24 protein-coding genes are annotated in these 23,316 nt (G+C 67.8%); 5 read left to right on the top strand and 19 right to left on the bottom strand.

The window, feature by feature from the left end; all coding sequences use genetic code 11:
• The first annotated feature begins 35 nt into the window (after positions 1 to 35).
• Positions 36 to 737, top strand: coding sequence for a glutathione S-transferase family protein (locus BMX29_RS12395; protein ID WP_092813253.1), 702 nt, complete (start codon positions 36 to 38; stop codon positions 735 to 737).
• 42 nt (positions 738 to 779) lie between these two features.
• On the opposite strand, the gene BMX29_RS12390 is transcribed toward BMX29_RS12395, so the two are convergent.
• The 16 genes from BMX29_RS12390 to BMX29_RS12315 form a co-directional block, all read right to left on the bottom strand.
• Positions 780 to 1,229: a YtoQ family protein gene (locus BMX29_RS12390; protein WP_092813250.1), complete on the bottom strand. Its 450-nt coding sequence runs from the start codon at positions 1,227 to 1,229 to the stop codon at positions 780 to 782.
• A 74-nt stretch (positions 1,230 to 1,303) separates the two neighbouring features.
• Complete coding sequence (locus BMX29_RS12385) at positions 1,304 to 1,741, bottom strand: hypothetical protein (RefSeq protein WP_092813247.1); 438 nt, start codon at positions 1,739 to 1,741, stop codon at positions 1,304 to 1,306.
• A gap of 64 nt (positions 1,742 to 1,805) precedes the next feature.
• Positions 1,806 to 4,202 (bottom strand): phenylalanine--tRNA ligase subunit beta, encoded by a 2,397-nt coding sequence (pheT, locus tag BMX29_RS12380; RefSeq protein ID WP_092813244.1) that lies wholly within the window; start codon positions 4,200 to 4,202, stop codon positions 1,806 to 1,808.
• Positions 4,203 to 4,291: 89 nt separating this feature from the next.
• Positions 4,292 to 4,582 carry a YrhK family protein gene (locus BMX29_RS12375; protein ID WP_092813241.1) on the bottom strand — a complete coding sequence of 97 codons (291 nt, stop codon included), beginning with the start codon at positions 4,580 to 4,582 and terminating at the stop codon, positions 4,292 to 4,294.
• A 381-nt stretch (positions 4,583 to 4,963) separates the two neighbouring features.
• Positions 4,964 to 6,037, bottom strand: coding sequence for a phenylalanine--tRNA ligase subunit alpha (gene pheS / locus BMX29_RS12370; protein ID WP_092813239.1), 1,074 nt, complete (start codon positions 6,035 to 6,037; stop codon positions 4,964 to 4,966).
• 148 nt (positions 6,038 to 6,185) lie between these two features.
• Positions 6,186 to 6,551, bottom strand: a complete 366-nt coding sequence (gene rplT / locus BMX29_RS12365; protein WP_043845763.1) for a 50S ribosomal protein L20 — start codon at positions 6,549 to 6,551, stop codon at positions 6,186 to 6,188.
• A gap of 26 nt (positions 6,552 to 6,577) precedes the next feature.
• A complete protein-coding gene (rpmI, locus tag BMX29_RS12360) occupies positions 6,578 to 6,778 on the bottom strand; it encodes a 50S ribosomal protein L35 (protein WP_043845762.1) in 201 nt (66 codons plus the stop codon).
• Positions 6,779 to 6,894: 116 nt separating this feature from the next.
• Positions 6,895 to 7,119: a hypothetical protein gene (locus BMX29_RS12355; RefSeq protein WP_043845761.1), complete on the bottom strand. Its 225-nt coding sequence runs from the start codon at positions 7,117 to 7,119 to the stop codon at positions 6,895 to 6,897.
• Between the two features lie 209 nt (positions 7,120 to 7,328).
• Positions 7,329 to 8,774: a pyruvate kinase gene (gene pyk, locus BMX29_RS12350; RefSeq protein WP_092813236.1), complete on the bottom strand. Its 1,446-nt coding sequence runs from the start codon at positions 8,772 to 8,774 to the stop codon at positions 7,329 to 7,331.
• A gap of 331 nt (positions 8,775 to 9,105) precedes the next feature.
• Positions 9,106 to 10,251: an iron-containing alcohol dehydrogenase gene (locus BMX29_RS12345; protein WP_092813233.1), complete on the bottom strand. Its 1,146-nt coding sequence runs from the start codon at positions 10,249 to 10,251 to the stop codon at positions 9,106 to 9,108.
• Positions 10,252 to 10,315: 64 nt separating this feature from the next.
• Positions 10,316 to 11,698: an aldehyde dehydrogenase family protein gene (locus BMX29_RS12340; RefSeq protein WP_092813230.1), complete on the bottom strand. Its 1,383-nt coding sequence runs from the start codon at positions 11,696 to 11,698 to the stop codon at positions 10,316 to 10,318.
• Positions 11,699 to 11,768: 70 nt separating this feature from the next.
• Positions 11,769 to 13,133 carry a glutamine synthetase family protein gene (locus BMX29_RS12335; RefSeq protein WP_092813228.1) on the bottom strand — a complete coding sequence of 455 codons (1,365 nt, stop codon included), beginning with the start codon at positions 13,131 to 13,133 and terminating at the stop codon, positions 11,769 to 11,771.
• 83 nt (positions 13,134 to 13,216) lie between these two features.
• Complete coding sequence (locus tag BMX29_RS12330) at positions 13,217 to 14,257, bottom strand: TRAP transporter substrate-binding protein (RefSeq protein ID WP_043845752.1); 1,041 nt, start codon at positions 14,255 to 14,257, stop codon at positions 13,217 to 13,219.
• Between the two features lie 63 nt (positions 14,258 to 14,320).
• Positions 14,321 to 15,649: a TRAP transporter large permease gene (locus tag BMX29_RS12325; RefSeq protein WP_092813225.1), complete on the bottom strand. Its 1,329-nt coding sequence runs from the start codon at positions 15,647 to 15,649 to the stop codon at positions 14,321 to 14,323.
• A complete protein-coding gene (locus BMX29_RS12320) occupies positions 15,639 to 16,184 on the bottom strand; it encodes a TRAP transporter small permease subunit (RefSeq protein ID WP_205620768.1) in 546 nt (181 codons plus the stop codon). The genes BMX29_RS12325 and BMX29_RS12320 overlap by 11 nt, the downstream gene beginning before the upstream one ends.
• Positions 16,181 to 16,954, bottom strand: coding sequence for an N-formylglutamate amidohydrolase (locus BMX29_RS12315; protein ID WP_092813222.1), 774 nt, complete (start codon positions 16,952 to 16,954; stop codon positions 16,181 to 16,183). Before BMX29_RS12315 ends, BMX29_RS12320 begins: the two co-directional genes overlap by 4 nt.
• Before the next feature lie 118 nt (positions 16,955 to 17,072).
• Between BMX29_RS12315 and BMX29_RS12310 the strand changes: the two genes are divergently transcribed.
• The 3 genes from BMX29_RS12310 to BMX29_RS12300 all read left to right on the top strand — a co-directional run bounded on the left by BMX29_RS12310 (position 17,073) and on the right by BMX29_RS12300 (position 18,951).
• Positions 17,073 to 17,936, top strand: coding sequence for a MurR/RpiR family transcriptional regulator (locus BMX29_RS12310; protein WP_051487814.1), 864 nt, complete (start codon positions 17,073 to 17,075; stop codon positions 17,934 to 17,936).
• A gap of 74 nt (positions 17,937 to 18,010) precedes the next feature.
• Complete coding sequence (locus BMX29_RS12305; RefSeq protein ID WP_092813219.1) at positions 18,011 to 18,325, top strand: DUF1244 domain-containing protein; 315 nt, start codon at positions 18,011 to 18,013, stop codon at positions 18,323 to 18,325.
• Positions 18,325 to 18,951, top strand: a complete 627-nt coding sequence (locus BMX29_RS12300; RefSeq protein ID WP_092813216.1) for a DUF5671 domain-containing protein — start codon at positions 18,325 to 18,327, stop codon at positions 18,949 to 18,951. The genes BMX29_RS12305 and BMX29_RS12300 overlap by 1 nt, the downstream gene beginning before the upstream one ends.
• Positions 18,952 to 19,144: 193 nt before the next feature.
• On the opposite strand, the gene BMX29_RS12295 is transcribed toward BMX29_RS12300, so the two are convergent.
• The 3 genes from BMX29_RS12295 to dgcN form a co-directional block, all read right to left on the bottom strand.
• Entirely contained in the window at positions 19,145 to 20,005 is an 861-nt protein-coding gene (locus BMX29_RS12295; protein WP_092813213.1) for a D-amino-acid transaminase, read from the bottom strand.
• Positions 20,006 to 20,174: 169 nt separating this feature from the next.
• On the bottom strand, positions 20,175 to 21,140 hold the full coding sequence (gene dgcA / locus BMX29_RS12290) for an N-acetyl-D-Glu racemase DgcA (RefSeq protein ID WP_092813210.1): 966 nt from the start codon (positions 21,138 to 21,140) through the stop codon (positions 20,175 to 20,177).
• A gap of 95 nt (positions 21,141 to 21,235) precedes the next feature.
• Complete coding sequence (dgcN, locus tag BMX29_RS12285) at positions 21,236 to 22,237, bottom strand: N-acetyltransferase DgcN (RefSeq protein ID WP_043845742.1); 1,002 nt, start codon at positions 22,235 to 22,237, stop codon at positions 21,236 to 21,238.
• Between the two features lie 244 nt (positions 22,238 to 22,481).
• Between dgcN and BMX29_RS12280 the strand changes: the two genes are divergently transcribed.
• Positions 22,482 to 23,315 carry a LytS/YhcK type 5TM receptor domain-containing protein gene (locus tag BMX29_RS12280; protein ID WP_092813207.1) on the top strand — a complete coding sequence of 278 codons (834 nt, stop codon included), beginning with the start codon at positions 22,482 to 22,484 and terminating at the stop codon, positions 23,313 to 23,315.
• The last annotated feature ends 1 nt before the right edge of the window (position 23,316 follow it).

Genomic DNA, 23,316 nt, shown 5'->3' with positions numbered 1-23,316 from the left:
CACAGTTTGTCACGGACAACAGGAACGCATCCGCCATGGCCGATCTCTCCGACTTCCCGATCACCGAACGCTGGCCCGCGCGGCATCCCGACCGCATCCAGCTTTACGCCTTCCCGACGCCCAACGGCGTTAAGATCTCGATCGCCCTGGAAGAGCTGGGCCTGCCCTACGAGCCGCATCGCGTCTCGCTCGGCGACGAGGACGTGAAGAGCCCCGCCTTCCTGTCGCTCAGCCCCAACAACAAGATCCCCGCGATCATCGACCCCGACGGCCCGGATGGCCGGCCCCTCGGCCTGTTCGAGAGTGGCGCGATCCTGATCCACCTGGGCGACAAGACCGGGCGGCTGATGGGCACCACGGCGGCCGAACGCGCCACCGTGATCCAGTGGCTGATGTGGCAGATGGGCGGCCTCGGTCCGATGTTCGGCCAGCTCGGCTTCTTCGTGAAGCTTGGCGGCAAGGACATCGAGGACCCGCGCCCGCGCGAACGCTACATCAACGAAGCCAAGCGCCTGCTGGGTGTTCTGGATTGCGAACTGGACAAGCGCGAATGGATCGCCGGCGACTATTCCATCGCCGACATCGCCATCGCGCCTTGGCTGAACGCGCTGGATTTCTACGACGCCAAGGACATGGTCGGCTTCCATGACCTCAGGAACGTGCCCGCCTACCTGGACCGGTTCCTCGCGCGCGAGGCCGTGCAGACGGGGCTCAACATCCCGGCCGAAGACGACTGAGCGGCCGGGCGGGAACGGCTCGCGCCGTCCCCGCCCGCAGGCTTATCCCGGTAGAGTGCCGGTCAGGACGTAGCGCAGGATTTCGACCACCTGCTCGGGCTCGCGCGCGACGGCCAGCGCGGCGGCGTCCACTTCCTTGAGGGCGTGGTCGTGCTCTTCGGGCTGGAGAACGATGAGCGACTTGCCCAGAGCGGCGGCATAGCCCGCGTCGAAGGCCGCGTTCCACTGCTTGTACTTGTCGCCGAAGCGTACGACGACGATGTCGGCATCCGACAGCCCCTTGCGGGTGCGGATCGCGTTGACCATCGCGCCCTTGTGGTCGTGCCAGTATTTGCTGTCCTCGGAGCCGAGGATGGTCACGCCGCAATCGTCCGACGCGCCATGATCGGTCACCGGGCCCGAGAAGGTCACGTCGAGGCCCTGCGCCCCGTCGATGATCCGGTCGCGCCAGTCGGTGTGGATCTCGCCCGAGAGATAGATGGTCAGGCCCATTGCGTGTCCTTCTCTGAAATGCCTCGCGCGGTGTCACCTAAGCGGGCGCACGCCGGCCGCAAGGCGATAGCAGCTCAGCGGAAGGCCCCGCCACTCCAGCGCATCGACCATTGACCGCCGCCGTGTCCGTATCCCGAGATCGTCGGAGGCGTGCCGCCCGATACCTCGATCCCGCCGCCGAGCATGTCCTTCTCGAGCGTCAGAAGATCGCCGCGGCGCAGCCAGATGCGCACGCTGCACACCTGCATCCCGCAGAAGCTGCTGCGGCCGGAGCCGCCGCAGCGGATCGCCTCGTGAGCAATCAGTAGATCGTCGCGGCCGTCGCCGTCGAAATCGCGCTCCATGAGCCCGACGTTCGAAATCTGTCCGCCACCTCCGGAGAACTCGCAGGCCTTGGACAGTTCCTGCTGAAGCAGGTAGCGCGCGGCGTTCGAGGACTGGGCGGCAACGGGAGCGGCATGGGCCCCGAGGATCAACGCCGCCGCACCGGCGAAAAGGGAAAAACGAGACATGAAAAAGGCTCCGAAGGCTGAAATGCCTCCGGAGCCTAGCAGACCGCGCGGGTCCGCCAAAGCCTCAGCCGCGCAGTTCGGCGCCCGTGGCCTTCTGCACCTTTTCGACGACCTTGGCCGAAACGGCCTCGATATCCTTGTCGGTCAGCGTGGCATCGCGCGGTTGCAGGCGCACGGTGACCGCGAGGGACTTCTTGCCCTCGCCGAGGCTGCCGCCGACGAATTCGTCGAACACCCGCACGTCTGAAATCAGCGCCTTGTCCGCACCCGCCGCCGCGTTCACGAGGTCGAGCGAGGCCACGTCCGCGTCCACAACGAAGGCGAAGTCGCGTTCAACCGCCTGGAGATCGGTGGCTTCGAGCGCCGGGCGCGTGGTCCGGACCTGCTTGGGCAGCGGCACTGCCTCGGGGAACACGGTGAACGCCACGGCCGGGCCCTTCACGTCGAGCGCTTCGAGGATGCGCGGATGCACCTCGCCGTAGACGCCCAGCACCTTCTTCGGCCCGAGGCAGATGACGCCGTGCCGGCCGGGATGCCACCACGCATCGCCGGTGCGCTGGATCTGCACCTTGGCCGGCGCGCCGATGGCGGCGAGAACCGCCTCCGCGTCGGCCTTCACGTCGAAAACGTCGACCGCGCGGGCGCTGCCGTGCACATCCTTCGGCCCGGTGCGGCCGACCATCAGGCCGGTCAGCATCTGCGCTTGCTCGCCCGGCTCGCCGCCCGAGAAGGCGTAGCCCAGTTCGAACAGAGCCTGATCGCCGGCACCGCGCGCCTGATTGCGCGCCGCGGCGCGCAACAGGCCCGGCAGCAGGGCGGGACGCATGTGGCTCATCTCGGACGAAATCGGGTTGGCGAGCATGGTGGCGTCGTCGCCGCCCCCGAACAGCGACGCGGCCTCGCGGTCGATGAACGAGTAGGTGACGCACTCGTTGTAGCCGAGCGTTGCCGCCGTGCGCCGCGCCGCCTGCTCGCGCTTCTGCAGCGGCGACAGGATCGGCTTCGGCACGCCGTCGGTCATCCGGGGCATCGGCTTGCCCTCGAGCTTCGTCAGGGACGCGATCCGCGCCACTTCCTCCACGAGGTCGGCCTCGCCCATCACGTCGGGACGCCAGGACGGCACGTGGGCGGTGTCGCCCTCCATCGTGAAGCCCAGCGCGGTCAGCGTCGCGCGCTGCGTCTCGGCGGGGATCTCCATGCCCACGAGGCGCGAACAGCGGTCGGTGTCGAGCGTGTAGGCCCGCGCGTGATCGGGGATTTCGCCCGCCTTGACGACGTGGCTCGCCTCGCCGCCGGCATGGTCGAGGATCATGCGCGTGGCGTGCTCGATCCCGTGCGGCGTCCACTCGGGGTCGATCCCGCGCTCGAACCGGTAACGGGCGTCGGAGTTGATCTTGAGCGCGCGGCCCGTGAATGCCGTGCGGATCGGGTCGAAGAACGCGGCCTCGACGAAGACGTTGACGGTGTCCTCGGTCACGCCGGTGGTCTCGCCCCCCATGATGCCGCCAAGGCTCTGCACGCCGGCGTCGTCCGAGATCGCGATCATGCCGGGCTCGAGCGTGTAGGTCCGCTCGTCCAGTGCCTCGAGCGTCTCGCCGCCCTCGGCCGCGTGAACCCGCAGGTTCCCCGACACCTTGTCGGCATCGAAGACGTGCAGCGGGCGGTTGCGGTCGAAGGTGAAGAAGTTGGTCACGTCCACGAGGAACGAGATCGGGCGCAGGCCGATGGCCTTCAGCGCGTCCTGAAGCCAGGCCGGGCTGGGGCCGTTCGTCACGCCGCGGATCAGGCGCCCATAAAAGACCGGGCAGCCGTCGCGGGCGCCCTCGTCGATGCTGACGGTCAACGGGCTGTCGAAGCTGCCGGGCACCGGGTCGAGGTCACGTGCCTTGAGCGTGCCGAGACCACGCGCCGCGAGGTCGCGGGCGATGCCGCGCACGCCCAGCGCGTCGGGGCGGTTCGGGGTGATGGCGATCTCGATCACCGGATCGACCTTGGCGGGGTCGTTCTGCGCCAGCCAGTCGGCAAAGCTCTGGCCGACCTCGCCCGACGGCAGCTCGATGATGCCGTTGTGCTCGTCGCTCAACTCCATCTCGCGTTCCGAGCACATCATCCCGTGGCTCTCGACGCCGCGGATCTTGCCGATCTGGATGGTGGTGTCGATGCCGGGCACGTAGGTCCCTGGCTTGGCAACGACGACCGTGATCCCCTCGCGCGCGTTCGGGGCACCGCAGATGATCTGGCTCTCGCCGGTGTCGGTCTCGACGCGGCACACCTTCAGCTTGTCCGCATCCGGATGCTTTTCGGCCGCCACCACCTTGCCGATGGTGAACGGGCGCAGCGCCTCGGCGGGGTTCTCGATCCCCTCGACCTCGAGCCCGAGATCGGTGAGCGTTTCGGCGATCTCGTCGACGGTCGCGGTGGTGTCGAGGTGATCCTTGAGCCAGGACAGGGTGAACTTCATGAGCTTCGGCCTCGGGTCGGTCGTCGGGTCCGGGCCGCTCTAGCCCATCGGCGCGGAGGGGGAAAGGGCGCCCGGGTGTGCAGGGCTGCTCAGATAAGCGCGCCCTCCTCTTCCTCGGCCAGCGCATCCGTCTTGCCGGCGCGCCACATGTGGATTTCACGGGCGAGCTTCAGCGTCGGCTTCACGCAGAAGAACACCGAGCCCACCACGAAACACCAGATCGCCGCGGTCTCCAGTTCGTTCCAGAAGAACAGTACCGACCCCACGAGGAAGAGCACCGCCGCGAGAAAATCGACCATCGTGTGAGCGAGCGCGTAACGAGCGTAGAGCTTGCGCGTGTGTTCGGTGCTCTGGCGGGTCTCGTGGCGGAATAGCTGCATCGGTCTTCCCTCGGGTTCGTGCTGTCCCAAGTGGAATGAATAAGCGGCCCACCGGGTTTCCTTGGACGGGTGGTGCAGGAGAACAAAGGGCGGAGGGCTACGTGACGGACGCGATGGCTTCCACCCTGCGCCTTGAGCCGCGCCTACCCCTGGACGGGCGCGGGCGGTCCGGGCGCGATCAGCGCTTTATCCCGCAAACCCTGGAGGACGGCCGTGCGGAGAGGTTGGCATCGCCAACGCGCCCTCCAGCGACGAGGGTCGGGCGCATTGGACTGGTCCCCCGGCGCCTCTGGCTGAAGGCGTTCGCGCTCCGGGGCTTTCGAGCGAAGGGCAAGTCGCCCCATGCACATGCGGCACGCGAGACACGCGCTGCCCTACCTTTTACCGGGACAGCCCGCCGTGCAGCGTCGGCACGTCGAGGGCGCCGAAGCCGTAGTGGCGCAGCCAGCGCAGGTCGCTGTCGAAGAAGGCGCGCAGGTCGGGGATGCCGTATTTCAGCATGGCGATCCGGTCGATGCCCATGCCGAAAGCGAAGCCCTGCCATTCGGCGGGATCGACGCCACCGGCCTGCAGCACCTTGGGATGGACCATGCCCGAGCCCAGCACCTCGAGCCAGCCGTCACCCTCGCCGATCTTGAGCTGGCCGCCCTCCCACGAGCACTGGATGTCGACCTCGGCCGACGGCTCGGTGAAGGGGAAGTGCGAGGCACGGAAGCGGGTCTTGATGCCGTCGACCTCGAAGAAGGCGGCAAAGAACTCCTCGAGCACCCATTTGAGGTTCGCCATGGAGATGTCCTTGTCGAGCGCAAGGCCTTCGACCTGATGGAACATCGGCGTGTGGGTCTGGTCGAAATCGGCGCGGTAGACGCGGCCCGGCGCGATGATACGGCAGGGCGCGCCGTACTTTTCCATGTGCCGGATCTGCACCGGCGAGGTGTGCGTCCGCAGCACGTGTGGCGGGCGGTCGTCTCCCTCGGCCCGATGCATATAGAAGGTATCCATCTCGGCCCGCGCGGGGTGATGAGACGGGATGTTCAGCGCGTCGAAATTGTACCAGTCGGTATCGATCTGCGGACCTTCGGCCACGGCAAAGCCCATGTCCGCGAAGATCGCAGTCACCTCTTCGGTCACCTGGCTGATCGGGTGGATGGTGCCCTGCCGCCGCAGCCGCGCAGGCAGCGTCACATCGAGCCACTCGGTCCGCAGGCGTTCGTCGAGCGCGGCATCGGCCAGCGCGGCCTTCTTGGCGGCCAGCGCCGAATTGATCTCGTCCTTGAGCGCGTTGAGCTTCGGTCCCATGACCTGCCGCTCCTCGGGGCTCATCTTGCCCAGTTCGCGCATCTTGAGGCTGACGGCTCCCTTCTTGCCGACGGCCTCGACGCGCAACGCCTCGAGCGTCGCCTCGTCGGCGGCATCCGCGATGCGGGCAAGGTAGGTGTCGCGAAGATCGTCCATGGCAAGCCTCTCGAAACTGAGCCGCCGCCTAGCTAGCGGCCCCGCGCGGCCTCTGCAAGCCGCCGTCCCCGACACCCGGCCCGGCCTACGAAAAAGGGCCGCCCCGGCGGGACGGCCCTTCGTGATCTCGTGCGGAATACGCCGCGGCTCAGGCCGCCAGCGCGCCCTTCGCCTTCTCGACGATCGCGCCGAACGCCTCGGGCTCGTGCACGGCGAGGTCGGCGAGCACCTTGCGGTCGACCTCGATGCCGGCCTTCGCGAGGCCGCCGACGAAGCGCGAGTAGGTCAGGCTTTCGTCATGGGCACGCACGGCGGCGTTGATGCGCTGGATCCACAGGGCGCGGAAGTTGCGCTTGCGGTTCTTGCGGTCGCGGGTCGCGTACTGGTTGGCCTTGTCGACGGCCTGGCTCGCGACCTTGAAGGTGTTCTTGCGACGGCCGTAATAGCCCTTCGCGGCCTTCGTGATTTTCTTGTGACGGGCGTGGGTGACGGTTCCGCCTTTGGTCCTGGACATGATGCAGCTCCTTCTCGATCAGACGTTCAGCGGTCGTAGGGCATGTAGCCCTTGACGATTTTCGCGTCGGGTGCGGACAGCGTCGTGGTGCCCCGCGCGTCGCGGATGAACTTCTTGTGGCGCTTGATCATGCCGTGGCGCTTGCCGGCCTGGCCGGCAATGACCTTGCCGCTGGCCGAGACCTTGAAGCGCTTCTTGGCGCTGGATTTCGTCTTCATCTTCGGCATTTCGGGCCTCCTTGAACGGAAGATACGGGTGCCCCGCGACACGGCATACCGATTTGGCCGGCCGCGCGGATGGTGAGTGGCGCCCGATAGACGAGGTTCGGGCGCAATGCAAGAGCTCAGTTCAAGAGGGCGGAGATCGTGCGAACCATGACGTCGGGAATCTCGGCCGGCACATAGCCGCCGGGACGGGCGCGCAGGGCGTAGATCAGAAGCCCGCCCGAGATCGTCACCACCAGCGCCGAGATCCGCGGCGCCCGACCGTCGGACATCGCCGAGACGATGGAGGGGATCGCGAAGACCGCGAGGATGAGGCCGATGGTCAGGGCGAGATCGGGGGGCATGGCGGACGGTGTCTCCTGCGGCGGTCCGGCACCCGGTACGCCCCGCTCGGGGCGCGACCATATCGGGCACGATGCGTAGCAGGATACCGGCAGGCTTGCGCCACGCCAATCTGGCCCAGGAGCGCATACCGCGGACCGATGCATCGCTGCACCGGACCGCGCCACGGGCGACACGCCGCGCAGGGCCCCTGCCCCGGCGGCGCACCCGATCACTCGGGGTCTGTCGAGAAGATCAGCCGCTCGTCGCACGGGGCGACGCGCAGGATGTTGGTGGTTCCGGTGGTGTTGAAGGGCACACCCGCGGTCACGACGATCTGGTCGTCGGGACCGGCGTAGCCCAAAGCCCGCGCCGCCCGTGCCGCGTTGACCACCGCGCTCTTGAAGCGGTCGAGCTCGGCGGTCTGCACGCACTTCGTTCCCCACGAGAGCGCCAGCCGGCGCGCGGTGATCTGCGACGAGGACAGCGCGAGGATCGGCACCGGAGGCCGCTCGCGCGCCACCAGGAGCGCCGTCGTGCCCGACTGGGTGTAGCAGCAGATCGCCTTGATGTCGGTGGTCTCGGTGATCTCGCGCGCGGCGGCGACAATCGCGTCCGCGACAGTCGCGCGCTCGGCGCCCCGCTGGGCATTGATGATCTGGCGGTAGTTGTCGTCGCTCTCGACCTCGCGGGCCACGTTGTCCATCGTCGTGACCGCCTCGATCGGATACTGGCCGGCAGCGGATTCAGCCGACAGCATGATCGCGTCCGAGCCCTCGTAGATCGCGGTCGCGACGTCGGACACCTCGGCACGGGTGGGCATCGGACTTTCGATCATCGATTCGAGCATCTGGGTCGCCACGATCACCGGCTTGGCGGCGGCGCGACAGGCGCGTGTCAGGCGCTTCTGGATCGGGGGCACATTCTGAACCGGAAGCTCGACGCCCAGGTCACCGCGTGCGACCATGATGCCGTCGGAGGCCTCGAGGATGGCGTCAAAGCTGCGTACCGCCGCCGGCTTCTCGATCTTCGACAGGATCGCCGCACGACCGCGTGCCAGCGTGCGCGCCTCGTGGACATCCTCGGGGCGCTGCACGAAGGACAGCGCCAGCCAGTCGACACCGAGGTCGCAGACGAATTCGAGGTCGGTGCGGTCCTTGTCCGACAGCGCGGCCAGCGGCAGCACCACGTCCGGCACGTTCACGCCCTTGCGGTTCGAGATCGTGCCACCGACGACAACCTCGCAGTCGGCAAACTCGGGGCCGCAATCCTTCACCTTGAGGCGGATCTTGCCGTCGTTCACCAGCAGCGAGGCGCCCGGTTCGAGCACCTGGAAAATCTCGGGGTGCGGCAGTTGCACGCGCTTCGCGTCGCCCTCCGCGTCGTCGAGATCGAGCCGGAAGGACGCGCCCTCAACCAGTTCCTCGGAGCCGTTGGCGAAGACGCCGACGCGCAGCTTGGGGCCCTGAAGGTCGGCGAGGATCGCGATGGTCGAGGACAGATCGGCCTCCACCTTGCGGATGATCTCGTGCCGCTTGGCGATCTCGTCGTGCGTGCCGTGGCTCATGTTGAGCCGGAACACGTCGGCGCCTGCCTCGTGCAGTGCCTTGATCTGTTCGTAGGTGGAGGAGGCCGGGCCGAGCGTGGCCACGATCTTCACGTTTCGGGTGCGTCTCATGGTCGGAGTCCTGCCCTCGTCTGTTGGTCCGTCAGCCGCGCCGCCAAGGCCGCGCGCGCAAGATATGCCACGGCGATACCGCTAACACCATGCCGACCTGTAGTCGTGCGGCGCACGGGCACCTCCGCACGTCCCTGCCTGAGCAATGACGCCGCGGCGCGCAAGCCCTGATCGGGCATCGCGGTGACACGCGCATGACGAGACGCGCGCGCAGCCGATCCATCACGCACCAGTGCAAGTCTTGCAGGCACAAGGCCGCCGGAAAAGCGCCGCGGGAATTTCGAGTCGTCGATCGATCGCGGCGCGCCCGCACGGGCGCGCCGCCGGGCGATCAGATCACCGCCTCGTAGAGTGCCCGCACGTTGTCCGCATCCAGCGTCACCGGATTGCCACCGCAGGACGGGTCCTCCAGCGCCATCGCCACCATGTCGTCGACCCGGCCCGCCGTGACGCCCAGATCGCGCAGCTGGCGGGGGATGCCGAAGCCGTCGTTGAACTCCTGCACGAAGGCGCGGAAGCCGTCGTAGCCGCCCTCGATCCCGAGATATGGGGCGGCCCGGTCGAAACGGTCGCGGATCTTCGGCTCGTTCAGGTCCAGAACGGCAGGCATGCAGACCGCGTTGGTGGTGCCGTGGTGCGTGTTGAAGACCGCACCCACGGGGTGGCTGAGCGCATGGATCGCACCGAGGCCCTTCTGGAACGCGGTCGCGCCCATCGCGGCCGCCGACATCATGTGCGCCCGCGCCTCAAGATCGTCCGGCGTGGCATAGGCGCGCGGCAGGTTCTCGATCACCAGCCGCATCCCCTCCAGCGCGATGCCCTGGCTCATCGGGTGGTAATGCGGCGACGAGAACGCCTCGACGCAGTGCGCGAAGGCGTCGAGGCCGGTTCCGGCGGTGATCGCCTTGGGCATTCCCACGGTCAGCTCGGGGTCGGCGATGACCACCGAGGGCAGCACCTTCGGATGGAAGATGATTTTCTTCACATGCGTCTCGGAATTGGTGATGACGCTGGCGCGCCCCACCTCGGAGCCGGTGCCGGCGGTCGTCGGCACGCAGATGTTGGGCGCGATGGCGGACGCGTCGGCGCGGGTCCACCAGTCGCCGATGTCCTCGAAGTCCCACACCGGCCGGGTCTGGCCGCACATGAAGGCGACCATCTTGCCGAGGTCGAGGCCCGAGCCGCCACCGAAGGCGATCACGCCGTCATGGCCGCCGGCCTTGTACGCCTCGATCCCTGCCGCGAGGTTCTTCTCGTTCGGGTTCGGATCGACCTCGGCGAACATCGCCCGGCCAAGCCCTGCGCCCTCGAGGATGTCGAGCGCGCGCGTCGTGATGTCGAGCGGGGCGAGGCCGCGGTCGGTCACCAGAAGCGGTTTCTTGATGCCGGCCGCGGCGCAGGCGTCGGGCAGCTCCTTGAGGCGCCCGGCGCCGAAACGGATGGCGGTGGGATAGGACCAGGTGCCGGTGGGGCTCATGGGATCACCTTCTTCTCTTGGGGGTGTGGCGGCGCGAGGCCCCTGCCCCGCGCCTGTCGGCCGGTCAGGCCGTGGTCTTTTTCAGGTGGTAGGACTTCGGCCGCGTCAGGGCGTGGAAGCCCAGCACCGAAAGGCCGGCGCCGCGCCCGGTGTCCTTGCAGCCCGTCCAGCACAGCGCGGGATCGAGGTAGTCGGCGCGATTCATGAAGAGCGTGCCGGTCTCGACCCTGTCGCCCACGCGCGCCGCGCGCTCGACATCGCGCGTCCAGAGGCTGGCGGTGAGGCCGAACTTGCAGTCGTTCATAAGAGCGACGGCCTCGTCATCGTCCTTGACCGGCATGATGCCGACCACCGGTCCGAAGCTTTCCTCGCGCATCACATCCATGTCGTGAGTGACCCCGGTGAGGATCTGCGGTGTCAGGTAGGCACCGCCGTCATCCGCCGGCATCGTCGCGATATGCGCGGTGGCACCCGCCGCCACGGCCTTTTCGACCTGGTCCCGCACGACCTGCGCGAAGCGCACATTGGCCATGGGCCCGATGCTGGTTGCCTCGTCCAGCGGATTGCCGAGGGTCAGCTCGTTCACCCAGGCCACCGCCTTCTCGACGAAGCTGTCGTAGAGGCTCTCGTGGACGTAGATGCGTTCGATCCCGCAGCAGCACTGACCGGCGTTGAACATGGCGCCGTCCATCAGGCCGTTCACCGCCGCGTCGAGGTCGGCGTCGTCCATGACATAGCCCGGGTCCTTGCCGCCGAGTTCGGTCGCCACCGGCACGAAGGTGCCCGCCGCCGCGCGCTCCATCGCCTGCCCGCCCCCGACGGACCCGGTGAAGTTCACGAAGTCGAAGGCCCGCTCACCGATCAGCGTGTTGGTGGTGTCGTGGGACAGGAACACGTTCTGCAAAACGTCCTCGGGGATGCCGACCGAGTGAAAGGCGCGTGCCATACGCTCGCCAACCAGCAGCGTCTGAGTGGCGTGCTTGAGAACGACGGTGTTGCCTGCGATCAGCGCCGGGGCGACGGTGTTGATCGCGGTCATCCACGGGTAGTTCCACGGCGCGACCACGAACGCCACGCCCCACGGCAGGCGCCGGATGTAGCGGCGGAACTGGTCGTCGTCGCCGACCTCGATGTCGGCCAGCGCCTCCTCGGCGATCTGCGCCATGTAGGAGCCGCGCTCCTCGAAGCCGCCGAACTCTCCGCCATAGCGGACCGGGCGGCCCATCATGCGCGCAAGTTCGGGCACGATCTCGTCGTTCATCTCGCCCACCGCGGCGATGCCCTTGAGCACGAGATCCGCGCGCTCGCGGATCGGACGGGCGGCCCAGTCGGCCTGCGCGGCACGCGCACGCCCGGCGGCGGCGCGGCCCTCCTCGACGCTCAGGACGGGGCGTTCGGCGAACACCGAGCCGTCGATCGGGGAGATGCACTTCAGCGTGTCGGTCATGTCGCTCCTTTCGTGCGCCGCGGCGCCCTGGCGGGGCCGGTCCGGCGCGACCTTCTGTCGTGGCGGGCCGTCAAGCCCGTTCGAACCCGCGTGCCAGTTCCCAGTCGGTCACCGCGCGGTCGAATTCCTCCTGCTCCCACTCGGCGCAACGGACGTAGTGATCGACCACCTCGTCCCCGAAGGCGGCGCGCAGCATGTCCGAGCCGCGCAGTGTCTCCGTCGCCTCGCGCAGGGTGCGCGGGATCTCGGTCACGTCGTCGGTCTCGTAAGCATCGCCCTCGTAGGCCGGATCGAGCGTCAGCCCGTCCTCGATCCCCTTTATCCCCGCCGCGATCAGCGCGGCCTGCGCAAGGTAGGGGTTCATGTCGGAGCCGCCGATGCGGCACTCCATTCGAATGCCCTTGGTGCCTTCGCCGCACAGACGGAAGGCCGCGGTTCGGTTGTCCACGGACCAGACGGTCCGGGTCGGGGCGAAGGTGCCCGGGGCGAAGCGCTTGTAGCTGTTGACGTACGGCGCGAGGAAGAACGTGTAGTCGCGGGCGAAGGCGATCATGCCGGCGCAGAAGGCGCGCATGGTGTCGGACATGCCGTGCGCGCCATCCTTGTCGAGGAAGGCGGGCGCACCGTCCTTCCAGAGCGACAGATGCACGTGGCTCGAGGAGCCGACCTTGTCGGGCGCCCATTTCGGCAGGAACGTCGCCGCCGCGCCATTCATCCACGCGATCTCCTTGGTGGCGTGCTTGGCAATCGTGTGGTGATCGGCGCAGGCCACCGGGTCGCCGTAGCGGATGTTCAACTCCTGCTGGCCGACCTCTGCTTCGCCCTTGGTGTTCTCGACCGGGATGCCGGCTCCCACCAGATGGTTGCGCAGCGGACGCAGGATGCTCTCTTCCTTGGTGGTCTGGAACAGGCAGTAATCCTCGTTGTGGCCGTTGAAGGGCACGAGGCTGCGGTATCCGTCCTTCTGGAGGGTGCGGTAGTCGCCCTCGAACAGGAAGAACTCCAGCTCGGTCGCCATCGCCGCGTCGAAGCCCATCGCGGACAGACGCTCGACCTGCCGCTTGAGCATCTCGCGCGGGGCGTGGGGCACCGGCGCGTGGCCGTGGTGATCGAGCACGTCCCCCAGCACCAGCGCGGTCTTTTCCAGCCACGGAACCCGGCGCAGCGTGTCGAGGTCGGGCTTCAGCGTGTAGTCGCCGTAGCCTTTCCGCCACGACGTCGCTGCGTAGCCCTCGGGCGTCGACATCACCAGGTCGGTCGCCAGCAGGTAGTTGCAGCAATGGGTCTCGTCGACGGCGTGGTCGATGAAGTTCGAGACGTGAAAACGCTTGCCCATCAGGCGGCCCTGCATGTCCACCATCGCAGCGAGCACGGTATCGATCTCGCCCGTCGCGGCCATCTCCTTGAGCTGCTCGAATGTGAGGTTGCCCGCCATGTCGCGTGGTCCTTCCCGTCCCTGTCGTGGCGAACGGCCCGCGAGGCGCGGGCCGTCCTTTCGTCGTGTTTCCGGTCCCGGCCTCAGCCGTTGGTGTACGGAGGTCCGGCCTGGTTGATGACGTCGTTGTACTCGCGGAAGATGCTGACGATCTTCTGGTGGACTTCGCCTTCCTGCGCGATCTCGTCCCAGAACTCCTTGGCCGCGTTCTCGACCTCGGCCCATTCCTCGGCCGGCACGGTCCGCAGCTCGAGCTTGTCGCCCTGCGCGCGCAGACGCGCCTCGCCGCCCCAGTACCACTGGTTGCGGTAGGTGTGGCCGGCCTCGATCGCCGCCATCACGAGCTGTTGCAGGTGCTCGGGCAGTTCGGCCCAGCGCTCCTGGTTCACGAAGAACGACCCGATCCACGCGCCCGAGATGTTGTTGGTCAGGAAGTAGTCGGTCACGTCCGCCCAGCCGACGGTGTAGTCCTCGGTGATGCCCGACCACGCCATGCCGTCGAGTTCGCCGGTCTGCACCGCGACCTCGGCATCCTCGTAGGGGATGTTCACCGGCACCACGCCGAAGCGGCTCAGGAAGCGGCCCGCCGTCGGGAAGGTATAGAGCTTGAGCCCGTCGAGGTCGTCGACGCTGGTGATCTCGCGCGTGGTGTTGAAGTTGCACGGGTCCTGCCCTGCCGCCGACAGCCACTTCACGCCGACCTTGGCGTATTCCTCGTCCCAGATATCGGCTAGGCCGTACTGGTTGAACAGCACCGGCACGTCGAGGATGTGCTTGGTCGCGAACGGGAAGTAGCCGCCGAAGACGCGCAGTGGCGTCGGCGAAGCCATGGAGTCGTCGTCCGAGTGCACGCCGTCGATGGTGCCGCGCTGGAGCGCCTGGAACAGCTCGCCGGTGGGCACGATCTGGTCGGCGTAGAACAGCTCGATCTCGAGCTCGCCGTTCGCGACGGTGTTGATGTAGTCGATGATCGGCTTGGTCACCTGCTCGCCCAGCGCGGAGCCCGCGTAGGTCTGGAAGCGCCAGCGGATCGGTTCCTGTGCGCGGGCGATGCCGGGGGCGGCCAGGCTCGCCGGGGCGGCGATGGCCGCGCCCTTGATCATGTTGCGTCTGGTCAGGGTCATTGTCGTCACTCTCTCCTGTCGGTTTCTGAACGGGCCGGTTGGTCCGGCCTCTCGGGTTTGAACTCAGTTCGAATAGACGGTTTCCGGCAGCCAAAGCGCGATCTGCGGGAAGATCATCACCAGCGCCAGCGCGACGATCATGACACCGACGAAGGGCACGATGGAGCGGTAAATGTCGCGCAGCGTGATCTCGGGCGGCGCCATCGCCCGCATCAGGAAGAGGTTATAGCCGAAGGGCGGAGTCATGTACGCGATCTGGCAGGTGATGGTGTAAAGCACACCGTACCACACCAGGTCGAAACCGAGCTGCCCGACCAGCGGCACGTAGAGCGGGGCCACGATGACCAGCATCGCGGTGTCGTCGAGGAACGTGCCCATCACCAGGAAAGACAGCTGCATGAGGATTAGGATCACCCAGGGGTTCAGGCCCCACTTGTCGGTGAACAGATCCTCGATCGCCTTCACCGCGCCCAGCCCGTCGAACACCGCTCCGAAGGCCAGCGCCGCGAGGATGATCCACATGAACATGCAGGTGATGCCGAGCGTCTGGCGCAGGCTGGTCTCGAACACCCGCCACGTCATGCGCCGCTTGAGCACCGCGGCGAGGAAGGCCGCGATCGCGCCGATGGCCGAGCTTTCGACGAGGCTGGTCCAGCCGTTGACGAAGGGCACCATCATCACAGCGAAAATGCCCACCGGCAAAAGACCCGCCGACAGCAGCCGCAGCTTCTCGGCGCGGGTGTACTGCGCGCGTTCCTCCGGCGGCAGGGTCGGCCCGAGTTCGGGGTTCAGCCGGCAGCGGATCGCGATGTAGATGATGAAGAGCGCGGCCATCATCAGCCCCGGGATCGCCCCCGCCAGCCACAGCTGGCCCACCGGCTGCCGCGCGATCATCGCGTAGAGCACCAGCACCACCGAGGGCGGCACGAGGATCCCCAGCGAGGACCCGGCCTGTATGACCCCCGTGACCATCAGCTTGTCGTAGTTGCGCTTCAGCAGTTCCGGCAGCGCGATCGTGGCCCCGATGGCCATGCCCGCGACGCTGAGGCCGTTCATGGCCGAGATCAGCACCATCAGCCCGATCGTGCCGATGGCAAGGCCGCCGGACAGGCCGCCCATCCAGACGTGGAACATCTTGTAGAGGTCGTCGGCGATCTTCGACTCCGACAGGACGTACCCCATGAAGATGAACATCGGCAGCGTCAGCAGCGGATACCACCGCATCACCTTGATCGCGGCCGAAAAGCCGATGTCGTAGCCGCCCCGGTCGCCCCAGAGCAGAACCGCCGCCACGACGGCGACGAAGCCGATGGCCGCGAACACGCGCTGCCCGGTGAACAGCAGCAGCATCATGCTCGAGAACATGAGCGCGGCGATCAACTCATAGGGCATCGCTGGGCTCCTGGTCCTGGTGGCGCACCGGCTCGCCCGTCCTGAGGAAGAGAATGTCCTTGGCCAGCTCGCTCAGCGCCTGAAGCAGCATGAGCCCGATACCGATGCACATGGTCACCTTGATCGGCCAGAGATACGGCCGCCATGCCGACGGGCTGCGCTCGCCTCCGTACTGGAAGGAGTAGATGGTCGACTCGATCCCGCCCCAGAGCAGGATGGCGAGGTAGACCAGAAGGAACAGCACGGTGAAGCAGTCTGTCCACGCCTTCCGGCGCGGCGAGAACTCTCCGTAGAACAGGTCCATCCGGACGTTCGCGCCCATCTGCATTGCGTAGGGACCGCCGAGGATGAAGTAGCCCACCATCAGGAACTGCGCCATTTCCAGCGTCCAGAGCGTGGGCGTGAAGAAGGTCTTGTTGATCGACGAGAACAGCAGCACGCCCATCAGGGCGAAGATCCCGAACATGATGACTCGCCCGAGCCCGTAGTTGAAGCGGTCGACCACGGCGACGTAGGTGCGCAGCGCCCCGATCATTCCGCCACCTCACCGGCGTCGGTGTGGCTTGCCGCGGATGCGCCGAGCTCGGCCAGCGCCGCACGCAGGATCGGATGAAGATGCTCGGCCATGGCGCGGGCCTGCGGGCCCGTGGCGATCAGGTCGTTTCGAACCTCGATCATCAAGGCAGGGCGGCCGTGATCCTCGCCGTGGCGCTGCAGGGTGTAGGTCACCCCGTCGGACGGTGCGTAGGGCTCGTTCAGCGCAGCCCTGTAGCGGCCGGCGCCCTGCTCGGCAGCCAGCGCCGCTTCGGCAAGGCGCGCGTCGCGATGACAGAGATAGCCGATCTCCACCTCGCGCGGCTTCCCGTGATAGACCGGCGTGAAGCTGTGGACGGTCACGAGCGCCGCGCGCCCTGCCGCCACCCGCGAGACCTCTGCGTGGAACGGGTCATGGACCTCGGCCACCCGGCGGGCGCGGTCGCGGCCCTGCAGGTCACGGTTGCCCGGAATATCGAACACCTCGCTGCGTGCCGGGATCGCGTCAGGTGCCTCGGGCGGCCGGTTGCAGTCGTAGACGAGGCGCGAGATCGTTCCCGCCACCAGCGGTGCGTCCATCAGCTCGGACAAGGCCACGGCCACGTCCCTGGCGCCGATGTCCCAGGCTGCGTGCGAATGGCGCGCCTCCGGCCCGAGGCCCAGTTCTTCCAGCTCGTCAGGAATGGCGTGGGCGGCGTGTTCACAGATCAGCGCCACCGGGGCGGTGCCGCCGTCGTTCAGAACCTCGACCGATGTCCACGCCTCGCGCATGTCTGTTGCACCCCGTCCCTCGTTCTGTAAACATCACTACACCGACGTTCGCTCTGTCAATAATATTTCTGAAGCGTTCGCTACACATGATCGGCCGGTGAACAGAAAGGAACGCCCCGTGGGCAGACCTTTGGTGCGCGACCTCCTGCGCGACAAGCACGACGAGCTGACCGCCTCCGAGCGCCGACTCGCCGCGGTGCTCCTGAACGATTCGCTGGTCGCGGGCCTGCAATCGATCACCCGGCTCGCCGAAAGCGCGGAAGTCTCGACGCCCACCATCGTCCGCCTCGCCCGGAAACTGGGGTTCGAGGGTTTCCCCGACCTCCAGGACGCGATCCGCGAGGAAGTGGCGGCGCGCATGAAGCAGCCGCTGGCCAAGCTCGACGCCGCGCGCCGGGCAGAGCACGGCGACCACATCGTCTCGCGCTTCATCGAGGCGGCCTCCGAGAACATCAACCGCACGCTCGACCGGCTCGACCTCGCCGAGTTCGACCGGGTGGCCGAGCTGCTGTCCGAACCCGAGCGCCGCCTCCACCTGCTGGGCGGGCGGATCACGCGGTCGAACGCGCACTATTTCTACAACCATCTCCAGATCATCCGGCCGCAGGTCTTTCTGCTCGACAGCTCGCCCAGCGTCTGGCCGCAGGCGCTTCTCGACATGGACGCCCGCGCGACACTGATCGTCTTCGACATCCGGCGCTACGAGAAGGAGCTGGAAAAGCTCGCGGGCCTCGCGGTGAACCAGGGCGCGAACATCGTGCTCTTCACCGACACCTGGGGGTCGCCCATCGAGAAACACGCCGCGCACTGCTTCCGCGTCATGGTCGAGGTGCCGTCGAGCTGGGATTCGACGCTTGCGATGAACTTCCTGATCGAGGCGCTGGTGGCCGAGGTGCAGAACCGCCGCTCCGATTCCAGCGCCGAGCGGATCGCCGCGCTCGAGAACATGATCGGCGAGTCACGAATCTTCCGCTCGCTCTGAACCGCGCTTGAGCGCATTGCCTTGAACAGGCGCGCGAAAGCCACGATCTCAGGGGCAATCCAAGGAGACACGCAATGGACGATCAGACCCGCCTCGAGCTCGAAGCCGCCGCATTCCGCCGCCTGCGTCAGCACCTGATGGAAGAACGCACCGACGTGCAGAACATCGACATGATGAACCTCGCAGGGTTCTGCCGGAACTGCCTGTCGCGCTGGTACCAGGAGGCCGCGCAGGAGCGCGGGATCGACATGGGCAAGGACGAGGCGCGCGAGATCTTCTACGGAATGCCCATGTCCGAATGGAAGGCCAACCATCAGACCGACGCCGGCAGCGACAAGCAGGCGGCCTTCGAGAAGAGCTTCGCCGAGAACGTCGGCTCCAAGAGCTGATGCGCGCCTCCGACCGGCTCGGCGCCTTCGTCGCGGACGCGCTGAGGGCGGGCCACGCGCGCCCCGACATCGTCCGCGCCCTGACGGAGGCGGGCTGGTCGCGCGGTGAAGCCGAAAAGGCGCTCGCCGACTGGGCCGAGCTGTCCTACCCCCTGCCCGTCCCGCGGCCACGGCCGGCCGTCTCGGCGCGCGAGGCGCTGGTTTACGGACTGATGTTCGTGGCTCTCGGCGTGACGGTGTTCCAGTCGATCAACCTCGGTTTCGCCCTCATCGACCGCTGGCTCGGAGACCCGATGGAGGACTTCAGCTGGACTGCTTGGCGGGTGCGCGGCGCGCTGGCGAGCCTCGCGGTGTTCGCTCCGCTATTCCTCGTTCTGAACTTCAGGACGGGCCGTGCCGCTCGAGCCGACCGCTCGCTCAGACGCTCTGCGGTGCGCGACTGGCTGGCGCACGGCGCGATGTTCTTCGCGGCGCTCACTCTGGTGGGTGATCTCGTCTCGGCCGTCTCCGCCGCACTCGGCGGCGGATTGCACCCCGACTTCCTCGCCAAGTCGGCGCTCGTGGCGCTCGTTGCGGGCACGATCTACCTCTACTTTCGCGGCTTCACCCGAACCCCCGAGACCTGAGCGCCTGCTTTCTATTGGCGAAAATATCCCGGGGGACGACGCCGCAGGCGACAGCAGTCAGCGCCCCCTCCGCCGGTCCCGCAGGAGCCGGCACGCGCGGCAAGGCGAAGGCAGCGGCCCACCGGACCGCCCTGCCCTCGCCCTCAGACTGTCCCGATCGGCGCAGCGTCCCACCCGGGGTCCGCGCCGGTGATCAGATCGCCATCTTGCGGCTTTCCTCGAGGTAGATCTCGCGCAGTCTCGCGGCACGAGGACCCGGCGTGCCGTCGCCCAGGGCCACGCCGTCGATCTCGACCACGGGCATCACGAAGGTCGAGGCCGAGGTGATGAAAGCCTCGTCGGCGCCCTGCGCCTCCTCGATGGTGAACGGCCGCTCCTCGACCTTCATCTGCGCCTCTTCGGCAAAGCGCAGCACGGCAGCTCGGGTGATCCCGTGCAGGATGTCGTTCGACAGCCCGCGGGTGACGATGGTGTCGCCCTTGACGATGTAGGCGTTGTTCGAGGTGCCCTCGGTCACGCTGCCGTCCTCGACCATCCAGGCGTCGTCCTTGCCGGCCTTCTTGGCCATCATCTTGCCCATGGACGGATACAGAAGCTGCACCGTCTTGATGTCGCGGCGGCTCCAGCGCTGGTCCTCGATGGAGATCACCTTCATCCCCTCCTTCGCCTTCGGGCTGTCGGCGAGGCCGGGTTTCGACTGGGTGAAGAGCACAATGGTCGGTGCGGTCGTCTCGGGATCGGGAAAGACGAAGTCCCGGTCGTCCGGCGCGCCGCGGGTGATCTGCAGGTAGATCATGCCCTCGTCGACCTCGTTCACGCGCACAAGCTCGCGGTGGATCTCCAGCAGTTCCTCCGTCGTCACCGGGCTCTGCATGTCGAGCTCGCCCAGCGACCGCTGCAGCCGGCGGGCGTGGCCGTCGAAATCGATCAGCTTGCCGCCGAGAACGCTGGTCACTTCGTAGACACCATCGGCCATGAGGAAGGCGCGGTCGAAGATCGAGACCTTCGCCTCGGTTTCGGGGAGGTACTCTCCGTTGACGTAGACGGTTCGCATGGCGTCACTCCTTGATCGTTGCGGCAGACCTTGTCGAAAGCGCGCGCCCGGTCAAGGGCGATGCAGGCGGGTCGGGGGTGGCGCGGACAGACCGGGGCGCTGCCGCGGCCCCCTGGATATTTGTCCCGAGAAGAAGCGGCAGGCCTCGCCCGGGATCCGCCGCCGGCGATCAGCCCCAGAGGGCGGCGTCTGGCGGGTGGACGCCGGCCTCGTCGAAAGTGAGCGGCGGATCGCGGTCCTCGGCCAGCAGAAGCGGTCCGTCGAGATCGGTGACCGACACGCCTTGCGCGACCAGCGTGGCCGGCGCCATGGCAAGCGACGAGCCCACCATGCAGCCCACGAAGATGTCGTAGCCCTGCCGCTCGGCCTCGGCGCGAAGAGCCAGCGCCTCGGTCAGGCCTCCGGTCTTGTCGAGCTTGATGTTGACGATGTCGTACTTGCCCTTGAGCGCCGGCAGCGAGGCGCGATCGTGGCAGCTTTCGTCGGCACAGATCGGCACCGGGCGGTCGAGGCCGAGCAGCGCGTCATCCTCGCCCGCGGGCAGCGGCTGCTCCACCAGTTCGACCCCGAGCCGCGTGAGATGCGGCGCAAGGTCGGCGTAGACCTCGGCGCTCCAGCCCTCGTTCGCGTCGATGATGATGCGGGCCTCCGGCGCGCCGGCGCGCACCGCCTCGAGGCGCGGCATGTCGTCCGGGGTGCCCAGCTTGACCTTCAGAAGCGGCCGGTGCGCGTGCTTCTGCGCGGCGGCGCGCATCTTGTCGGGCTCCTGCAGGGACAGCGTGTAGGCGGTGAGTTCCGGGCCCGGCCGCGCGAGGCCGGCCAGCTCCCACGCGCGCTTGCCCGCCCGCTTGGCCTCGAGGTCCCACAGCGCGCAGTCGACCGCATTGCGCGCGGCCCCGGCGGGCAGAAGCTCTTGCAGCGCGCCGCGGTCGAAGCCGTCGGGCAGGCCGCGGATCTCGGCCTCCACGCTGTCGAGCGTCTCGTCGTAGCGGGCGTAGGGCACGCACTCGCCCCACCCGGTCACGCCGTCCGCGGAGATCCGCACGGTAAGAACTTGCGCCTCGGTCCGCGAGCCCCGCGCGATGGTGAAAGCCTCGGCAAGCCGGAACACGTCCCGCGAAACCTCGATCTGCATGGCGCCGTCCCCTGCTTCTTCTCGTTGAAAAATACTCGGTCCCGCCGCGCCACATGCGCCGGGGCCGGCGCCCCGGGCGCGCCGCGGACCAAGGCTCAGAGCTTCTGGAGCGCCTCGACCAGCGGCTGGGTGCCGTGGCGATAGGGGTCGACCGCCGGCAGGCCCATGCGATCCTGAACCTGGTGCAGGTATGCCTCCGCCTCGCTGTCGTCGAGCCCGGCGGTGTTCACCGCGATGCCGATCACCTGGCAGTTCGGGTTCGCCACCCGCGCCAGTTCAAGCGCGGTGTCGCGCAGCGCCTCGAGCGAGGGCAGCGCATAGCCCGGCAGGCCGCGCATGTGGGTGCGGGTGGGCTCGTGGCAGAGGATCAGCGCGTCGGGTTGGCCGCCGTGGACCAGCGCCAGCGTGACCCCGGAATAGGAGACGTGGAACAGGCTGCCCTGTCCCTCGATCACGTCCCAGTGGTCGTCGTCGTTGTCGGGCGTCAGCCACTCGATCGAACCGGCCATGAAGTCCGCGACCACGGCGTCGAGCGGAACGCCCTCGCCGGTGATCAGGATGCCGGTCTGGCCGGTGGCGCGGAAGGACGACTTCATGCCGGCCGCCTTCATGTCGCGGTCGAGCGCGAGCGCGGTGTACATCTTGCCGACCGAGCAGTCGGTGCCGACCGCGAGCACGCGCTTGCCGCGGCGCTTCTCGCCGTTGGCGATGGGATACTCGACTTCGGGGATGCGCACGTCGTGGAGCGCGCGGCCGGTTTCCCTGGCCTTCTCGGCGAGGTCGCGCTCGTTGCGCAGAAGGGTGTGGAGGCCCGCGGCAAGGTCGTAGCCGAGATCGAGCGCCTCGAGCAGGACTTCCTTCCAGGCCGCCGAGATCTTGCCGCCACGGTTCGCAACGCCGATCACGAGCGTCTTGGCCCCGGCCTCCTTGGCTTCGGCCAGCGTCATGTCGGGCAGCTTCATGTCGGCCTTGCAGCCGTCCATCCGGAACTGGCCCACGCAATTGTCGGGCCGCCAGTCCTTGATCCCCTGTGCCACCTTGGCGGCCAGCGGGTCGGGCGCATCGCCCAGGAACAGAAGATACGGCGTCTCGATCATGGAATTGGCCCTCATGCGTTGACCGGAGCAGGGTCCACCCCCGCGCCACGGCGCAGAACGTGGCTCAATTCGACCGAGGTTCCAACGGTCACCGCGCGTATTTTTCGCAAATTCGCGCCGAATGCCTGCGAGATTCGCACCGCGCCGTTCCCGATCGATCTAATTCGAACGACCGAATTAGGGGAAGGGTATGATCCGCGGCGACAAAGTGGCGGCCTGACACGACACACGGGGCCTAACGCTCATGCCCACGCTCGCCGGCTTCCTGAGGGAGGCGTTCAATTTGCTCGACGCGGTGGCAGCCCTTGCGGTTGCGGCCATCCTCTTCGCCCCCCTCCTGCGACAGTTCGGCTCGGTCCGGGGGGCCCTCCTGACCGGGGCCGCGCTCGGGGTCGGGGCGGCCCTGCAATTCGCGACGCCGGTCCATATCGGACCAGGCGTCTTTCTCGACATGCGCGCCGTACCGTTGGCGCTGGCAGGCGGGTTTCTGGGCGTGGCCGGCGCCCTGCCCGCGACCGCCATCGCAGCGGCGGCACGGCTGTGGATCGGCGGCGCGGGGGCCGAGGCGGGGGCCGTCGCGCTTTGCCTCGCGTCAGGCTCGGGACTTGCGTGGCGCGCACTGGTCAGCGGGGACCGGCAGCGTGGCATTCCCGCCCTCGCGGGGCTCGGGGCGATATCGTGCCTGCACATACTGCCCGTCTTCGCGCTGCCCGGGGATATCCAGGCCGCGGCCTTCCTCGGGCCGATTCCGTGCCTTGTCGTGCTCAACGTCGCCGGCGCGGTTGCGGTCGGCCTGATCTTCGAGGAGGCGCGCTGGACCGCGCGGACCGAGGCACAGCAAAGGGCCGAGGCTGCCGAGGCGCTGCCCCCTCTCTCGGGGATGCAGCCGGCGGAGCCCGATCCGATGGCGCCCCTCGAAGCGACCGGCGGCTCGGCCGTCGCCATGGCCGCCGGCTGCGAAGGATGCCCGACACCAGCCGGTTCCGGCTGCCCGACGACGGCCGCGCTGTTCGACCGCGCCAGCAACCTCATGGGGCCCGCCAATCCCCCGATCCCACGCGCACGCAAATCCGCTTGAA

Origin of the sequence: Roseivivax marinus (assembly GCF_900109705.1) — a bacterium.
Classification (GTDB): domain Bacteria; phylum Pseudomonadota; class Alphaproteobacteria; order Rhodobacterales; family Rhodobacteraceae; genus Roseivivax; species Roseivivax marinus.
This window is presented reverse-complemented; position numbering and strand designations above follow the sequence as displayed.

What these genes read in the sequence shown, in the direction of transcription:
- pyk (WP_092813236.1), bottom strand. Translation starts at nt 8,774, where the DNA reads ATGAGACGCACCCGAAACGTGAAGATCGTGGCCACGCTCGGCCCGGCC.
- BMX29_RS12315 (WP_092813222.1), bottom strand. Translation starts at nt 16,954, where the DNA reads ATGCGCGAGGCGTGGACATCGGTCGAGGTTCTGAACGACGGCGGCACC.
- BMX29_RS12300 (WP_092813216.1), top strand. Translation starts at nt 18,325, where the DNA reads ATGCGCGCCTCCGACCGGCTCGGCGCCTTCGTCGCGGACGCGCTGAGG.
- rplT (WP_043845763.1), bottom strand. Translation starts at nt 6,551, where the DNA reads ATGTCCAGGACCAAAGGCGGAACCGTCACCCACGCCCGTCACAAGAAA.
- BMX29_RS12345 (WP_092813233.1), bottom strand. Translation starts at nt 10,251, where the DNA reads ATGAGCCCCACCGGCACCTGGTCCTATCCCACCGCCATCCGTTTCGGC.
- BMX29_RS12335 (WP_092813228.1), bottom strand. Translation starts at nt 13,133, where the DNA reads ATGGCGGGCAACCTCACATTCGAGCAGCTCAAGGAGATGGCCGCGACG.
- BMX29_RS12330 (WP_043845752.1), bottom strand. Translation starts at nt 14,257, where the DNA reads ATGACCCTGACCAGACGCAACATGATCAAGGGCGCGGCCATCGCCGCC.
- BMX29_RS12385 (WP_092813247.1), bottom strand. Translation starts at nt 1,741, where the DNA reads ATGTCTCGTTTTTCCCTTTTCGCCGGTGCGGCGGCGTTGATCCTCGGG.
- BMX29_RS12375 (WP_092813241.1), bottom strand. Translation starts at nt 4,582, where the DNA reads ATGCAGCTATTCCGCCACGAGACCCGCCAGAGCACCGAACACACGCGC.
- BMX29_RS12325 (WP_092813225.1), bottom strand. Translation starts at nt 15,649, where the DNA reads ATGCCCTATGAGTTGATCGCCGCGCTCATGTTCTCGAGCATGATGCTG.
- BMX29_RS12305 (WP_092813219.1), top strand. Translation starts at nt 18,011, where the DNA reads ATGGACGATCAGACCCGCCTCGAGCTCGAAGCCGCCGCATTCCGCCGC.
- pheS (WP_092813239.1), bottom strand. Translation starts at nt 6,037, where the DNA reads ATGGACGATCTTCGCGACACCTACCTTGCCCGCATCGCGGATGCCGCC.
- dgcN (WP_043845742.1), bottom strand. Translation starts at nt 22,237, where the DNA reads ATGATCGAGACGCCGTATCTTCTGTTCCTGGGCGATGCGCCCGACCCG.
- rpmI (WP_043845762.1), bottom strand. Translation starts at nt 6,778, where the DNA reads ATGCCGAAGATGAAGACGAAATCCAGCGCCAAGAAGCGCTTCAAGGTC.
- BMX29_RS12340 (WP_092813230.1), bottom strand. Translation starts at nt 11,698, where the DNA reads ATGACCGACACGCTGAAGTGCATCTCCCCGATCGACGGCTCGGTGTTC.
- BMX29_RS12320 (WP_205620768.1), bottom strand. Translation starts at nt 16,184, where the DNA reads ATGATCGGGGCGCTGCGCACCTACGTCGCCGTGGTCGACCGCTTCAAC.
- BMX29_RS12280 (WP_092813207.1), top strand. Translation starts at nt 22,482, where the DNA reads ATGCCCACGCTCGCCGGCTTCCTGAGGGAGGCGTTCAATTTGCTCGAC.
- dgcA (WP_092813210.1), bottom strand. Translation starts at nt 21,140, where the DNA reads ATGCAGATCGAGGTTTCGCGGGACGTGTTCCGGCTTGCCGAGGCTTTC.
- BMX29_RS12295 (WP_092813213.1), bottom strand. Translation starts at nt 20,005, where the DNA reads ATGCGAACCGTCTACGTCAACGGAGAGTACCTCCCCGAAACCGAGGCG.
- BMX29_RS12390 (WP_092813250.1), bottom strand. Translation starts at nt 1,229, where the DNA reads ATGGGCCTGACCATCTATCTCTCGGGCGAGATCCACACCGACTGGCGC.
- BMX29_RS12355 (WP_043845761.1), bottom strand. Translation starts at nt 7,119, where the DNA reads ATGCCCCCCGATCTCGCCCTGACCATCGGCCTCATCCTCGCGGTCTTC.
- pheT (WP_092813244.1), bottom strand. Translation starts at nt 4,202, where the DNA reads ATGAAGTTCACCCTGTCCTGGCTCAAGGATCACCTCGACACCACCGCG.
- BMX29_RS12395 (WP_092813253.1), top strand. Translation starts at nt 36, where the DNA reads ATGGCCGATCTCTCCGACTTCCCGATCACCGAACGCTGGCCCGCGCGG.